11 protein-coding genes are annotated in these 16352 nt (G+C 44.9%); 7 read left to right on the forward strand and 4 right to left on the reverse strand.

Annotation, left to right across the window (positions count from 1 at the left end; translation table 11 throughout):
• Positions 1-318 precede the first annotated feature (318 nt).
• From ABW391_RS14320 to ABW391_RS14330, 3 genes are all read left to right on the forward strand, one after another.
• A complete protein-coding gene (locus tag ABW391_RS14320) occupies positions 319-3303 on the forward strand; it encodes a SusC/RagA family TonB-linked outer membrane protein (protein ID WP_353482568.1) in 2985 nt (994 codons plus the stop codon).
• A 61-nt stretch (positions 3304-3364) separates the two neighbouring features.
• Positions 3365-4957 (forward strand): RagB/SusD family nutrient uptake outer membrane protein, encoded by a 1593-nt coding sequence (locus ABW391_RS14325; RefSeq protein WP_353482569.1) that lies wholly within the window; start codon positions 3365-3367, stop codon positions 4955-4957.
• 25 nt (positions 4958-4982) lie between these two features.
• On the forward strand, positions 4983-6020 hold the full coding sequence (locus ABW391_RS14330; RefSeq protein WP_353482570.1) for a SusE domain-containing protein: 1038 nt from the start codon (positions 4983-4985) through the stop codon (positions 6018-6020).
• A 62-nt stretch (positions 6021-6082) separates the two neighbouring features.
• Here ABW391_RS14330 and ABW391_RS14335 read toward each other — a convergent pair whose 3' ends face one another.
• A complete protein-coding gene (locus ABW391_RS14335; protein WP_353482571.1) occupies positions 6083-7495 on the reverse strand; it encodes a hypothetical protein in 1413 nt (470 codons plus the stop codon).
• A gap of 211 nt (positions 7496-7706) precedes the next feature.
• Here ABW391_RS14335 and ABW391_RS14340 point away from each other — a divergent pair, with 211 nt between their 5' ends.
• The 4 genes from ABW391_RS14340 (at position 7707) to ABW391_RS14355 (ending at position 13034) form a co-directional block, all read left to right on the forward strand.
• A complete protein-coding gene (locus ABW391_RS14340) occupies positions 7707-8798 on the forward strand; it encodes a T9SS type A sorting domain-containing protein (protein WP_353482572.1) in 1092 nt (363 codons plus the stop codon).
• 19 nt (positions 8799-8817) lie between these two features.
• Positions 8818-9870 carry a PepSY-like domain-containing protein gene (locus ABW391_RS14345; RefSeq protein WP_353482573.1) on the forward strand — a complete coding sequence of 351 codons (1053 nt, stop codon included), beginning with the start codon at positions 8818-8820 and terminating at the stop codon, positions 9868-9870.
• A gap of 73 nt (positions 9871-9943) precedes the next feature.
• Positions 9944-12070 carry a glycosyl hydrolase family 28-related protein gene (locus tag ABW391_RS14350; RefSeq protein WP_353482574.1) on the forward strand — a complete coding sequence of 709 codons (2127 nt, stop codon included), beginning with the start codon at positions 9944-9946 and terminating at the stop codon, positions 12068-12070.
• 220 nt (positions 12071-12290) lie between these two features.
• Positions 12291-13034: a c-type cytochrome domain-containing protein gene (locus tag ABW391_RS14355; RefSeq protein WP_353482575.1), complete on the forward strand. Its 744-nt coding sequence runs from the start codon at positions 12291-12293 to the stop codon at positions 13032-13034.
• Between the two features lie 102 nt (positions 13035-13136).
• Here the strand turns inward: ABW391_RS14355 and ABW391_RS14360 are convergent, their stop codons facing one another.
• From ABW391_RS14360 to ABW391_RS14370, 3 genes are all read right to left on the reverse strand, one after another.
• Positions 13137-14033 (reverse strand): CHAT domain-containing protein, encoded by an 897-nt coding sequence (locus tag ABW391_RS14360; protein ID WP_353482576.1) that lies wholly within the window; start codon positions 14031-14033, stop codon positions 13137-13139.
• Between the two features lie 3 nt (positions 14034-14036).
• On the reverse strand, positions 14037-15071 hold the full coding sequence (locus tag ABW391_RS14365; RefSeq protein WP_353482577.1) for a succinylglutamate desuccinylase/aspartoacylase family protein: 1035 nt from the start codon (positions 15069-15071) through the stop codon (positions 14037-14039).
• 166 nt (positions 15072-15237) lie between these two features.
• Positions 15238-16152 (reverse strand): RimK family alpha-L-glutamate ligase, encoded by a 915-nt coding sequence (locus ABW391_RS14370; protein ID WP_353482578.1) that lies wholly within the window; start codon positions 16150-16152, stop codon positions 15238-15240.
• Positions 16153-16352 lie beyond the last annotated feature (200 nt).

A 16352-nucleotide genomic window follows, 5' to 3' on the forward strand; every position in this document is an offset into this window, starting at 1 on the left:
CAAATTATTCCGTGTCCAGTTTAGCAGTTGCTTCAAAAACATACCAGACTGCTGTGAATAAATCCCAATTGGCAGCAAAACAAGTAAAATTTAGAATTCCCAAGGGGCAACAAGTGCCAATTCGAGAAAGTGGCACCAACTAAACCCAGCCATAATCCCTTGTTTTTCAAGGAAAAAAAACCATTACATCTAAATTTTCGCAAATCGTTCTTTTTCCGCATAAAGTGGAACGATTTTCAGATTATCCTTTGGTACTTTCACAACCAAGTTTACTAAAGTTTTTCAGACCGTTCATATTTTTGATAAACCTTTCGTCTTATGACCAACTTAGACACTCACATCGCACGTAAGGCCGCAACAAAAGAACGATTATTTTTCGTTCTCAGGCCAATGCTGCTTGTGGTTGCATTTGTACTCTCGCTGACATCAGCTTTTGCACAAATCACCGTGAGCGGAATCATTACCTCCGAAGACAAACAGCCACTAATTGGGGCTACAATTGTTGTCAAAGGAACTGGAACAGGGATGGTTACTGACCTTGATGGGAAGTATTCCTTGCAAGTACCTGACCAAAATGCTGTCCTCATGGTCAGCTACACCGGATTTGCCGAACAACAGATTACCGTAGGTACTCAAACCACCATCGATATTGAACTGAAAGTCGATGTGCAACGCCTCAATGAATTGATTGTGGTAGGTTATGGTTCGCAAAAAAAACGCGACCTGACGGGATCAATCACCAGTGTTTCGGACAAAGACTTCATTAGAGGAAACATCGCTACCCCAGAACAACTGGTTAACGGTAAAATTGCCGGAGTACAAATTACATCCAATGGTGGCGCACCTGGCGCAGGTAGCCGAATCAGAATTCGGGGTGGTTCTTCCTTGAATGCCAACAATGATCCGCTGATCGTAATCGACGGCGTACCATTGGACAACACTGGAATTTCTGGTGCTGCCAACCCCTTGAGCTTCATCAACCCAAATGACATCGAGAACTTCACTGTACTGAAAGATGCATCCGCTGCGGCCATTTATGGATCGCGTGCATCCAACGGAGTGATCCTGATCACAACCAAAAAAGGAAAAGCAGGAGACAAAATGCGGATCAATTTCAGCTCCGTTTTGTCTTCTTCTCAAAAAACGAAAATAGTAGACGTGCTGAGCTCAGACCAATTCCGCACCGTGGTGAACGAGAGAGGCAATGCTGCGCAAAAAGCATTACTCGGCTCGGCCAACACCAACTGGCAGGAAGAAATTTACCGCCCGGCATTCAGCCACGACAACAACCTGAGCATCACTGGTGCAGCCAAAAACCTGCCTTACCGCGCCTCAATCGGGTTTATGAATCAAAATGGCATCCTCAAGACCAGCAATATGAATCGCTTGTCGGGTTCCATCGGCATCAATCCTTCGTTTTTTGACAAGCATTTAAAGGTGGATGTCAATCTGAAAGGAACTTCTATCAACAACACGTTTGCCAACGAAGGCGCCATCGGTTCTGCGGTTTCCTTTGATCCAACCCAACCCGTTAATAGTGGCAATGAAACCCTGGGAGGGTATTTTGAGTGGATTGATCCTGCCACCAAAAAGCCTCAAACCCTGGCAACCCGCAACCCACTGGGCCTGTTGAACAGCCGTGACGACCAAAGTACCGTTGGTCGTTTGATTGGAAACGTCGTATTGGATTACAAATTCCACTTTCTGCCTGAATTGCGCGCCAACCTCAACGTAGGTCTGGACAGATCAAACAGTGACGGCACCACGAAAATTCCAGAAGGTGTTGGATTGCTTTACGACCGAGGCGGTCAGGATGCTGCTTACGATCAGAAGAAAAACAACAAAACCCTGGAATTTTACCTGAACTACGTAAAAGAGTTTGGTGCGAGCCGCATTGATATCCTGGGCGGTTATTCCTACCAGGATTTTATCCGTGAAAACAATTACGTAGACAAAAACGTAAAAGGCGAGGTATTCAACGATGTATTTTTCAAGACCCAAAATACCCTGGTGTCTTTCTATACCCGTTTGAATTACACGTTGAAGGAACGTTATTTGTTGACCGTCACTTTGCGCCGCGATGGTTCCAGCCGCTTCAGTCCTGAAACCCGCTGGGGTACTTTCCCATCGGCAGCATTTGCCTGGAAAATCAACGAAGAAGGATTTATGAAAGGCAGCAACCTGTTTTCCAACCTGAAACTCCGTTTGGGTTACGGGGTAACTGGACAACAGGACGTAGGTAGCGATTACCCTTACCTCTCTCGGTATACGCCTAGTGAACCTACCGCGCAATATCAGTTTGGCAGTGCTTTCTATCCTACTTTGCGCCCAGAAGGTTATGATGCCAAAATCAAATGGGAACAAACCGAAACCTACAATGCAGGGATCGATTGGGCCAGCCGCGATGGCAGATTTTCTGGAGCAATCGATTTGTACAAGCGTAAAACTAAAGACTTGTTGAGTGTGATTCCAGTACCTGCTGGCTCCAACCTGACCAACCAGATCCTGACCAACGTAGGCAATATCGAAAACTCCGGGGTTGAATTTACCTTCAATGCCCGCTTGATCGAGAAAGAAAACCTGAGCTGGGATTTGGGTTTCAACATCACTTTCAACCGCAACGAAGTAACCAACCTGACCAAAGTACCCAACCCCAATTACCAGGGTGTAGCTGCTGGTGGAATTTCGGGTGGCGTGGGCAACACCGTGCAAATCCACACGGTTGGCTATCCAACCTATTCCTACTTTGTATACAAGCAAGTGTATGATGAAAATGGCAAACCGGTTGAAGGACTTTACGCCGATCTCAATGGCGACGGTCGCGTAACACCCGATGACCGTTACCGTTACAAGCAAGCCGACCCACGTAGATTCCTGGGGATTACTTCCCAATTGGTGGTCAAAGACTTCAGCTTGAGCTTTGTACTTCGGGGCAACTTCGACAACTACGTATACAACAACGTCATTTCCAACAATGGTGTTTACCGTGCTTTCACGGGTGCAGCCAACTTCTTGTCTAACGTATCTCCCAACGTATTGGTAACCAATTTCAGCAACAACCAATACTTCAGTGATTACTACGTAGACAATGGTTCATTCCTGCGCCTGGACAACTTGACCCTGGGCTACAACCTCAAAGGCGTATTGGGTGGTGCATCCAATACCCGTATTTCGCTGATTGGTCAAAACCTGTTCACCATTACCAAATACCAAGGACTCGATCCTGAGGTAGCGGGTGGAATCGACAACAACATTTATCCTCGGCCACGGATTCTGTCCTTGGGCGTAAACGTGGGTTTCTAGGGTAGCATTTGTTTAGATGAATTTGTAAAAATGGCCATCGGCCAAAACTAAAAATGAAACAATGAAAAAGCAATTTTTCAATTCTTCTATAAAATTGGGCATGCTGACCATCATGGTGTTGATCAGCTCTTGTACCAAAGACCTGGATCGAACTCCCTTTGTGGAGGTAACTTCCGCCACGGTCTACAAAGATTTCAACAACTACAAGGAAATCTTAGCCAAAGTGTACGCTGGCTTGGCCGTAAGTGGCCAACAAGGCCCTACAGGCCGTCCCGACATCAGTGGCATCGATGAAGGTTTCAGTACCTACTTGCGCCAGTATTGGAAAGCGCAGCAATTGCCTACCGATGAAGCCGTAATTGGCTGGAACGACGGCAGTTTGCCCGATTACCATGACATGGACTGGACTTCCAGCAACGAGTTCATCACCGCCATGTACAACCGGATTTTCTACCAAATCACCCTGTGCAACGAGTTCATCCGCGAAACCACCGACGGCAAACTCAGCGACCGGGGCATTACTGGTGAAAACCTCACTACGGCCAAGGTATTCCGTGCCGAAGCGCGGTTCTTGCGCGCCCTAAGTTACTATCATGCCCTGGACATGTTTGGCAGCGTGCCTTTTGTAACCGAAGCAGACGCGGTAGGATCTTTCTTGCCTCGGCAAGCCAGTCGTACCGAGTTGTTCAGCTATGTGGAATCAGAATTGAAAGCCATTGAAGCGGACTTGCTGGATGCCCGCAAAAATGAATACGGCCGTGCCGATAAAGGCGCAGCATGGACCCTGTTGGCCAAACTGTATTTGAACGCTGAAGTGTACATCGGAGCTCCAAAATACACCGAGTGCCTTACCTATTGCAACAAAATCACGGGTGCAGGTTATGCGCTTGAAGGCGACTACAACAAGTTGTTTTTGACCGACAACAACAAGTCGGCGGAAATGATTTTCCCGATTACCTTTGATGGTACCCGCACCAAAACCTGGGGTGGGATGACCTTTTTGGTTCACGCACCAGTAGGGGGCAGTATGAATCCTGCAATTTTTGGCATCAACGGCGGCTGGGGCGGTTTGCGCACTACCAAGGCTTTAGTTCAAAAATTCACGGACATCACGGGCACTACCGACCGTAGAGCCATGTTTTACACCGACGGTCAAAAATTGGACATCAGCGACATCTTCACCTTTAACGATGGATACGCCATTACCAAATACCGCAACGTAAGTTCTACTGGCGTAAAAGGCACCGATACCGAAGGCAACTTCCCTGATACCGACTTCCCGATGTTCCGTTTGGCCGATGTGTACCTTACTTATGCCGAAGCCACCCTTCGTGGCGGCCAAGGTGGCAGCCAAACCACGGCACTGCAATACGTCAATGCGCTCCGCCAACGTGCTTACAAAGGCGGTACTGGTGATGTGACTTCCATCAATCTGGATTTCATCCTGGATGAGCGTGCCCGCGAATTGTACTGGGAAGGCCACCGTCGTACCGACCTGATCCGCTTTAAAAAATTCACAGGCAGCAGTTACGTTTGGCCTTGGAAAGGCGGCACCAAAGATGGTCGGGCAGTAGCTGACCACCTGGTATTGTTCCCAATCCCTGCTTCAGATTTGGTAGCCAATCCAAATTTGGCCCAGAATGCTGGTTATTAATCATTAACAAAAAACAGATGCACCCATGAAAAATTGGTTTTTCAAAATAATGCCCATTGTCCTTGCCATTGCCATTGTTGCTTGCGAAAAGGACGAAGAGCGCTTGGTAGTTAAAGCCACCACCGCACCTGCACTGACGGCCTCAACGGCTACGCCAGCGCTGAAAATAGAAGATGCAACCAAAGAAGCCGTTAAATTCTCTTGGTCTGCTGCCGATTTCAATTATCCAGCAGGGGTTACGTATACCCTCCAACTGGACAAAAAAGGAAACGACTTCAAAACGCCGATTGAATTCAATGCAGGCCCTGCCCTAAGTAAAGCGTACACCGTTGCAGATTTGAATACAGCACTTTTGCGCCTGGGTATTTCCGCCAACAGTACTGGTCAATTGGATGTACGGGTAAAAGCATCGGTAAGTGCCAATGTGGCAACTTTGGTGTCTGCCAATACCTCGATTACTGCTACGCCTTACCTCGTGATCATTCAGTATCCTTCTTTGTATGTACCAGGTGGTTATCAAGGTTGGGCACCAGACAAAGCGGCCAAACTGGCTTCCGTAAAGGACAACAAGGTCTATGAAGGTTATGTCAATTTTGGCGATGCTTCTGAGTTTAAATTCACCGATGCACCCAACTGGAACAATGGTATTTTCGGGGATTCGGGCGATGGTACTACCAAGAAAATTGCTGCTCCCGGCAACAACTTCAAAGTGAGCAGCGGGGGGTATTACCTACTTAAGGCTGACTTAAATGACAAAAGTTGGGATGCTGTCAAAACCAACTGGGGCTTGATTGGCTCTGGTACACCTACAGGATGGGGATCAGATACCGACATGATCTACAATGCAACTACAGGTACCTGGTCTGTCACGCTCAATTTGACTGCCGATGAGATCAAGTTCCGCGCCAACGACGATTGGGCCATCAACTTTGGTGATACCAAGGCGGATGGACTGTTGGAGTACGGTGGAGACAACATCAAAGTATCCGTAGCTGGAAACTATACCATTACCCTCAATCTGGGCATTGGTGGGAATTACAGCTATACGTTGAAAAAGAATTAATTGTTTAAGTTTGGTAAATAAGAATTGGGGGTTTCCGGATTTTATCAGGGAACCCTTCTTTTTTATGCCTTTTCTTTTTTCTCCAAAACCTCCAGCAGCCAGCCTCGGTCGGTCAACAGTTGTACTTCTTGCACCTTCTCTCGCAGGGCTGCCATTTGCTCAGGCTTTTTGCGCAGCAATTGAAAAAGTAAATCACAAAAATTGAGGTAAGTCTGTTTCAAGGCTCCAGAAATTTGCCGATTGCGTTTGAGGAAAATAGTAAACGCCGCCAGTAAAGACAACAATGATTTTGTGGCCTCCGCTTCGTAGTACATCTTGGCCAACAACACCCGGGCACCCAGGTAATAGTTCAAATCGGAATAACTGACCTGATTGAGTAAGATTTGTGCTTCTTCTATCCGACCGGTGTAATAGTACAATTCAGCCTGGTTAAACGCCAAGGCATCATCACGCAAATTGCCTGGCAAGCGATCGGCATACCGCTCAATAAACCGCTCAATTTCATCAAACTGTTGCAAGCGAAGTGAGAGTTTCACCACATTCGTAAACGTCCACGGCGAAATTTCTTTTCCATTCAGGAGTAACCCTTTTTCCAGCCCGCCGAGGTACAAGTTCAATGCATCTTGTACATAAGCGCTTTTTCCCTGACGGATTTTTCGTGCGCAATAGTTGATCGCCAACAAATAAACATCCCGAAGCGATCGCCCCAGATTGTGGTCTTCATCGATGGCTTTCCGTAGGGTATAAAAATGTTGTTCCTCCTGTTCTTCTTCCTGTAAGGCTTTCAAAATGACATAATAAAGCTGAATCAGAGGTTCCCCAAAAAAGTTTCGGTCACTTAAGTGTTTCAACCACTCCGCAGAAATCCCGATATCGTAACTGCCCTGTAAAATGGCCTGGCGATCCAGCATGGCGCAGGCGTATTGCAACTTTTGCAAAAAATAATATGCATCCAATCCATCCGAAGCCAATTGAAGGGTCGGATCAAACCGGCGTTGCCCACTGCGTTCAAAGTGAAGTTCATTGGCATGCAGCCAATGCAGGCGCTCTTTCAAATATTGGGTGTCGTGGGCAGTGGTTTTGGTAAAATGCGCTTCCAACTGTCGGTTAATCTCCTGAAAATTTTTGTCCAAATTGCGTTCAGACAAGCTTTCGTGCAACAACAAATCTGACAGGTTGCCGGATTGGTACAGTTTTTCTATTGTCCAAAACGATTGCACCAATTTCACCGTATCACTGCACAAGTAGCGCCATTGCTTGTCTTCAAAAGGCTGATCTGGGAAGAGTTTTGACCAGGTATTTGTTTTTTCTAAAAAGGAATCATCGAATTTTGGCCAAAATTGTAGTAAGTACTTCAAAAACACCTGACACTCTGCTCTGTGCCGAAAATACCCCGCTTCAGCAAAGCGTTGCAAGGTATTTAACTCCTCAAATTTGAGTTCACGGAGGGTTGTGTATAGTTTTTTCTTTTCCAAATTTCGACAAATTTCAAATTCAAATAAATTAAAAATTTAATTTAATGCGTCAAAACTACCAATTTTAAAAGAAAAAAACTACAGCTAGCAATAAAAATGTATGGTTGAATTTTGACAAACCAGTTAAAATGTAATCTGGATAATCATAGCACTGTATAATTTTTGCCTCTACCTTTACGCTATGAACTGAATGAGACGAAAAAAATACCGTATGAAGTACATCTTTAGCTTTTTCTTTTGCCTTCTACTTGGGTGGGAAGCCCAGGCACAATTGATCTGGCCAGGTGACGCCAATAACAATGGCAAAGTGAATGCTGTCGATGTGCTTTTTGTAGGTCTGGGCTACAATGCCAAAGGACCAAAACGCACAAATGCCAGCACCAAATGGGAGGCACAACCCTTATCTCCCTGGGCGTCTTCTTTTCCAAACGGACTCAATTACGCTTACGCGGATGGGAATGGAGATGGAGAAATTAATAAGCAAGATATTCAAGATGCCATTGAACCTAACTTTGGGCTTACTCATGGCATTCCTCAACCCGATGCCTTCCTCAGTGGGCAACCAGGTAAAGCACCAAGGCTATTTTTTACGACTGCAAATGCGGTTATTGAACCTGGTGAAGAACTCGAGATTGATCTCAATTTGGGTGATGAAGATTTCCCTTTGGAAAAATTTTACGGAATTGCCTTCCACTTGAGTTACAATCGCGATTTAGTACGAGATCTGGATGTTGAAGATGAGGCCAATCCCTGGTTTGATGAAAAAAGGGAAAACTCACAACACTTCATTTATGTGGCTCCCACTGGTGGTCAAATAGAAGCCGCATTTACCCTTACCAATCAAGAAACCATCCAGGGCTTTGGGCGCATTGCCCGAGTTAAGCTTGTTATAGAAGACATTATCGTAGGCCGCCCAATTGATACGCTACGCTTTACCATTGATAGTGTCCTTTTGATGGATGAGAACATGAAACCCTATCCAGTAGTGAAAGATACTCTTGAGGTTTTTGTTACCAATAATCCACTCTTGGTCACTTCTGATGCCCAAATACAAATTGATCCGGAGTTGGTTAAGGTAATGCCCAATCCAAATAAAGGCAGTTTTGGAGTACAAACATTTGTTCCAATTGAACAATGGGAAATGATGGATCTTCTTGGACGAAAACTTCCAATCAATGTTCAAAAAAACCAACAAAACAGTTGGCAAATAGACTCAGGGAGACACCCAGCGGGTATCTACTTTTTGAAGGGGAAAACTCGAACCAGTTTTTGCTTAAAGAAAATAATTCTATTGCAACCATAATTCATTAAAAATCAATCGTATGAAGCGTAATTTTTTCGCGTGGCTCATAGCTTCGCTTGCCATTGGCATGTTTTCATGTACCGAAGAATCATTGATGTTGGGTTCAGAACAATTTTTTCAGCTTAAGGCAAATATTAATGTTTTTTGCGCAGAGAAAGAACCCATTGCCGAAGACGACTTACCGGAATCTATTACAAGGTTCTTGAACAATAATTTGAAAGATTACGAGCTGGATGATATTTATACGTTTTTTGACGAGGATGAACAGTTTTACGGCTTGGACTTAATTCAATCTGGGAAAGGCAAACAGGCTTTGTTTTCAGCCGACGGCACACTCCTTAGTTTAAGCGATTTCAAAGACGATGACGATGATTTCCAGATAGAAAAACTCCCGGATTCGATTAAGGCCTATATCGCTAAGAACTTTACTAAGGAAAAAATCCTGGAAGCAAAACGAATTTATGGTTACGGCAAGAGCGCCTATCAAGTTGAGTTGGACAATGACCTACGTCTTTTATTTTCGGAAAATGGTGCTCTGCTTTGTCAACAGAAAAATGACGACGACGAAGATGATGACGGAGATTGCGACGATGATGATGATGATGACGACGATGACGACGATGATGATGACGACGATGATGATGACAATGATGATTCAAATTTTTCTCTTGAAAGTCTAAGCGATTCCATCAAAAAAAATATCGCCATTAAATACCCAGGCTATACCATTTACGAGCTGGAAGACGAATCGTATTGTGATAACAAAAAAGTATATAAATTGGGATTAAGAAGCAATGTCGGGTTGGAATTCCACCTTGCCTTCGACTTGAACTGGAAGTTTCTTTTTGAAATACGGCGTATAGCCAAATCTGATTTACCAATGGTGATCAATAATGCCTTGAAAAAAGACTATCCACTTTATGGTTTTAAAGATAACGAATCCATTCAAGAACTCCGCTTACCCAATGGAAGCAAACGCTATTTCTTGCACCTGCACAAAAGTGCGGGCGGGGATGGTTCAAACCTAAAGGTGATGTATGCAAGCGATGGAAAAGAAATTTGCAAGAAGTAATTAAAATTTAGAGCGTACGATCAATTGAAAAAATTGCAATCGTACGCTCTCCTAACCACTTATTTAAAATGCTATGCAAATCTTCAAAATAATCATTTTCCACTTCTTATTGTGCGCTGTTTGCCTTACCCAGGCCCAATCCGTACAAACTTATTTCCCAAGTGCCAATGTAGCCTGGAAAAACATCAAGACGGAATACGGTGCAGTTGGAGACGGTATTTCTGATGATACCAAAGCTTTTCAAAAGGCGCTTAAAACCCAGCTTAACCCCTACAACAGCGTAGTGGCCATCTATATACCCAACGGAACTTATTTGGTCAGTGATAGCATTCGTGCATTGATGGGTTACTACGATTGTTGTTTGATCCTACAAGGTCAAGATCCTGTCAAGACCATCATCAAACTCAAAGACAAAGCCCCTGGCTTTCAAGACCCCAATAATCCGAGGCCTATTTTCCAAACTCGCGCTGGCAATCAAGCCTTTGGCAATTACGTTTTCAACCTTAGCATCAATACAGGAATTGGCAATGCAGGGGCGGTAGGTATTGATTACATTACCAGCAATTATGGTGCGATGCGCAATGTAAACATTACCTCTCCTGACGGAAGTGCTTACTGTGGAATACTGATGGAACGCCAGTGGCCAGGCCCTGGCTTGCTCAAAAACATCAGCATAAATGGATTCAAGTATGGCATTCGTTTGGGTACTTGCGAATATTCCATGACCTTTGAAAACATTACCCTTAAAAACCAAAGTGAAGCAGGTATAGTTAACAGTTGCAATACCATCGCTATTCGCAACCTAAATAGCAGCAATAAAGTCCCTGCTGTAGTCAATACCAATGCCCGTTTGGTTATTTTGGACAGCAAACTTAATGAGGGCAATAACAACAATCACGGAATAGTTGTCAGCGGCAAGAGTTTAATTTTTGCGCGCAACATCTGTTCAACCGGGTATAAAGGCGCACTAAGCGTGGAGGACAAAACCATTCAGGGCGCCAAAGTGAGTGAGTATCACAACCAACCAGACTATTCTCTGTTCAGCAACCCTGGAAAAAGCCTGGGACTACCCATCGAAGAAACGCCGGAGTACATCAACAACAACCCCGCAGATTGGGCCAATGTGGCTGATTTTGGCGCAAAGCCCACCAACCCGCTATATGGTTTCTTTGACGCCACCGATGAAATCCAAGCTGCTTTTAATTCAGGTAAAAAAGCAATCTACTTTGGAGAAATTGGAGACAACAACACCGCTTATTGTATCTATAAGGATATCGTAATTCCACCCAGCGTAGAGATCATTACTGGATTCAATTTGGGGAAGTTCAATTTTTTCAATGGTAGTAAATTCATTGTCAACAATACTGGATCTTCACCCCTATTCATAGAACGCACCAAGGGAATACAGTTGCACAACAACAGCAAACGTACCCTCGTGATGCGCTTTCTTGAAAGCTGCCTCTACACCAATACAATCAATAATACCAATGGAAAAGTATTCCTGGAAGATTGGGTAAATCCCTTTGAACCAAAGTTTCCGGTACAAATGTGGGCTCGCCACTTTAATACAGAAATTCAACCTGAAGACCAACGCAATATTGACAATCCTGGGGGAAAGTACTGGATTCTTGGGCTCAAAACTGAAGGTCGTGCCAACATTATTCGTACAAGCTCAGGAGGCGCCACGGAAGTCCTCGGAGGGCTAATTTATCCTGCATCTTCTTTCTCGGGCAAAACCCAAACTGCCTTTACCATTCAGGATGCTTGTTTGAGTATTGTTGGATTGACCATGACTACCTACGTCAACAATGGTTGGTATGGTATTGCGGTTGAGGAAACCCAAAATGGTATTGCCAAGTCACTCCCTAGTGACAAAATCTGGGCCGACTCCCCTTATAATTTTAGTTTTTTTTCGAGTAGTCGAGGCAATTGTGGAGTTTCAACAAGTGTTACTAAAGCAAATTCAGTAGCCCCCCAATTCAGTATTTTCCCTAATCCGGTTAGCGATTTTTTTACCCTAAAAAATGAGGGAATCGATTGGGAAAGCGCGGTGTTAAAAAACACTTTAGGTCAACCTGTTCGTACTTTCTTTTTTCCTGAAAAACTAAACCTTTCTGGGCTGCAAAATGGAGCATATTTCTTAGTTGTATATTCGAAAAAAGGCGAGCAACTACAAACCCTTAAAATCATCAAATCATAATTCAATGCCCATATTTTTGACGGGAGACTGCTCGGCCAGAAATAGGCACCAAGCGCTACTATGTTCGCTTGCACAAAAGCAGTGGTGGGGGTGGTTCTGATGTTCGAGTAATGTTCACTGCCGATGGAAAAGTGTTCTGTCAGAAGAAGTAATTTTTTGCGTCATAATAAGCATGCACTGTTTTCGTTTTAAATAGCACATGTGCTGTAAATTAATTGTTATGAAAAACCACTTTTTGATTATTTTCCCAAGCCTCTTGCTGGTGGTATTTTTACTCATTGCCTGCAAAGAAGAATACGTGTACACCGGTAAGCTCAATCCAGACAACCCAAAGGATACCACAACCACAACGGGAGGAACGGGGACCACGGTCATTACCAAGCCTTGCTCTCCGGATTCTGTTTACTTTGAGCAGAGTGTGCTGCCTCTCCTGCGCTCTCAGTGTGCCAGCCCAGGCTGTCACGATGCCGCCAGCCGCAAGGAAGGTGTCATTCTGGATTCTTATGCCAATATTCTTAAAACCGGAAACATCAGGGTAAATTCCCCAGCCAACAGTAAAATATATACGGTGTTGAGCAAAAGTGACCCTGAAGAACGAATGCCCCCTGCGCCAAATAGTGCATTGAGCAATACCGATAAAGCCCTGATCCTGAAATGGATCCAGCAAGGTGCCAAAAATTTGACTTGTGATGCCGCTTGCGACACCACTCAGATTGCCTTTAAAACCAACATTCAACCCATCTTGGATGCGCAATGCAAAGGTTGCCACAGCGGAACCAGCCCTTCCGGCAAGATTGCTTTGACAACTTATGCGGAAATCAAAAAATACGTAGATTCAGGTTCTTTGCTAGGCAGTATCCTGCATGCCAAAGGCTACATTGCCATGCCGCAAGGCGGAAAAATGGCAGCTTGTGAAATTGCTAAAGTACGCAATTGGATCCGCAAGGGAGCGTTGAATAATTGATGAATTTTTCGAATGACGATTGACGAATAACCGGTCACTGAGCGTAGTCGAAGTGCCGGTTATTCGTCAATATTTATTCGAAAAATTCGTCATTTGTATAAATCATTCCTCATCCAGTCCATCCATCCACTCCGTAATGTGATTGGACAACTGAGCTTTCACCAGGCGATCGGTATCGCTCCCTGGAAGAATATTGACCTTCTGTAAGTCCTTTTTGTGTCGGCTCCAGCGGCCTGAAAATCCGACCACATCATTGTTGTTGAGGCCAAATTTCCCTTTCAGCAAATCAAATGCCTCGTCAAAATCGCCATCGGCAATTTTTTCCTTTACCAATATTTTGAAATCTTCAAAAGTAACTTTTGGGGTAAAAGTGCTGTACAAGTCCAGTTTTTTGGTGAAATCCACTTTGCCGTATACGCCCCAGGGCATGGGCGAAGCGGGAGTATCGCCGGTTTTGCGCACTACACTTTCCCGAAAGGTCGTATTGTCTATCTCTGCTGTAGCCAAAACCGATTTGGCCATTTCGAAAGCCCCTTCCAGGGTTTGATTTTCCTGCGTAAATGCCGAATAAAACGCTTTGGAAAAATGAAAAGCCCGCTGATCATCAATTTTTGTGGCGGTTGCAATTACTGCTACATCGCGGCCCAAGCCTTCCAGGATTTTACTCACCATGCCTTGGGTAGAACAACCATTCAAAAAAACAATCTGCAAATTGGCCATGCCTTTGAGCAATTGCACAAACTGCTCAATGCCCTGTGCCCGATTTTCGAGTTCGAGGTACAAGCTGTCGGCATGCCCACCGTAATGAAAAACGGTAACTTTATCATGGCAACTCACCATGGCCTCAAAGAGGTCTTCGGTAGTGGCATTGCTGATGATTTGGAATTCAAGCCTGTCTTGCAATCCCAATAAAATACGGCGCAGTTCTGAGGTCTCCTTTTTTAGGTACTCCAGGTAATTGTCTTGCTTGTTGGAAAAAGCGAGTAAGATGAAAGGCATTTTCTATTTTTTGGGTTTTGGATTCCTGGTTTTGGGTTTCAAAGTCAAAATTTTTGGCTTTTGGTTGGACGCAATGTGGAACAAGGCATCCCCCTGGCTGATTACGGGCGTATTGTTGTGACCAATGATGTACCCGCCTTGTTTGGCAACCACCAAGGTACGTTCTTCTCCAAATGGATCGGTAATGTAGGCCAGTAGTTCGTCTTTTTTGACTTGTTCACCTGAACTCTTCAGCAAATGAAACATACCCGATCGCGGAGAGCGCAACCAGGCGGTATAAGTGAAATTTTTGGTTGCCTCGGCATCTGGTGCTTCGCTGAGCATGCCTTTGAATTTCATCACCCGCTTCATACCCAGAATGCCCTGCTGGATGGAAAACTCATCGAAGCGCAGGTTTTCGCCTCCTTCAAAAACAATGATGGGCTTGTCGATTTCCACGGCAGTGCGCCGCAAAGAGGATTTAATGGGTTTGCCCGCAACGGTAAATGGTGCCCCAAAAGCTTGTGCCAAATCCATGCTGGGGGCATGATCGGGATTAAAACGCACCTGGGGGTAATTGTAGTGTCCCCGGCCTCCCGTGTGAAAATCGATGCCAAAATCAATCACGGGCAGGATTTCGCGGGTAAAAATTCGAGCGACCCTTGAAGCGAGTGAGCCATTGGCATTGCCCGGAAAGCTGCGGTTTACATCTTTGCCATCCGGAACATCCCTCGAAAAGTTGATGAATCCATGTACGTTCAACAAGGGAATCGCGATAACTGTACCCGCGTACAAATGATTGAATACGCCTTGCTCAATCGATCGCCGTACAATTTCCACCCCATTGACCTCATCACCATGCACTCCTCCTAGCGCCACCATACAAGGCCCAATCCTTGGGCCACGGTAAACATGTGCTTTGATGGAGATGATGTTGCCCGAGGGGATACGACCTACCGGGATTTTGATGACCACATATTGCCCCGCCTCAATCAGCGTATTGTAGATCTTGATTGGTTTGCTTTGGGTGGCTTTAGTTCGGGAATAACCTGTATTCATTCATTTCGGGTTTGGGATTTCGGATTTCAATTTGTCTTCAAATCGTGATTTCTCGGTTCAACTGAAATGCGAAATTTAACAAAAGTAAAGTACGCAAGTCAAATAACCTATAAACAGCACCTTGAAGTATTTATGAAATCTGAAATCCCTCATCCGAAACAAATGTTTAAATAGTTACTTTTCTTTTTACTTTCCCGTTTTTCAACGCGTTTACTTTCTTTTCAATAAAATCGAAAATTTTGCCTGAAACATCCACCTGGGTGAACGTTTCGATGCCCTCCAAACCCGGTGAAGCATTGACCTCCATGATCAAGGGTCCTCTTTCGGAACGCAAAATATCGACTCCGGCAACGTCCAAGCCAGTGGCTTTTGCCGCTGTACGCGCTACGTAATCCTCCTGCAAACTCAGGGGCTCAGATTGAGCAGTTGCACCCCGGTGCAAATTTGAACGAAACTCTCCATCCCGCGCTTGCCGTTTCATGGAGGCAACGACCTTGCCATTGACCACAAATGCACGAACATCGGCTCCTCGGGCTTCCCGGATAAATTCTTGCAAAATCACCCGTTCATTTACTTGCTGAAAAGCCTCGATGGTAGATTCTGCATTGCGGTAAGATTCTGACAAGATTACCCCCAAACCTTGGGCACTTTCCAGCAGTTTGATCACCACCGGTAGTCCGCCAACCATCGAAATCAATGGCCCAATGGGTTGGCCATTGCCTACATAGGCCGTTTGGGGTACGTCAATTCCTACCTCTTGCATGCGTTGCAAGCACCGCAACTTATCCCTTGCCATCAGGAGGGCATCAGGCTTTACGGTGCTAAAAACTTTCATCAGCTTTAGATGAGACAATACAATGGCCCCCATCTGAGTAAAGGAAGAAGTAATGCGAGGAATTACCGCATCCAACTGACTGAGCGGAAAGTCTTTGTAATACATCTCTGCTCGACCTTGCTCAATGACCATGCTGCATTTGCGGTAGTCGATGACCTCCATTTGGTGGCCTCTGGCAAGGCCACACTGCAGCAATGTCTGAGTGGAATATATTTCCTGAGAAACAGAAAGAATGCCTATTTTCATGGCTTTTCATTGGATATTCACGAAGATTATAAACCAAAGCGACGATGCAGTAAAGCTGCACCTCAGGGGGCAATTTACGATTAAACTTAATTCTTGCAATTATTCAGCAATTCTTTTGGACAGACTTTCGTCGATTAGACTTCAGCTTGCCAAAAAGGGGGGACAAACTTAAATATTTGAATTTCTTGTTACCTTAGCCA

The organism is Haliscomenobacter sp., assembly GCF_040403615.1.
Taxonomy (GTDB): domain Bacteria; phylum Bacteroidota; class Bacteroidia; order Chitinophagales; family Saprospiraceae; genus Haliscomenobacter.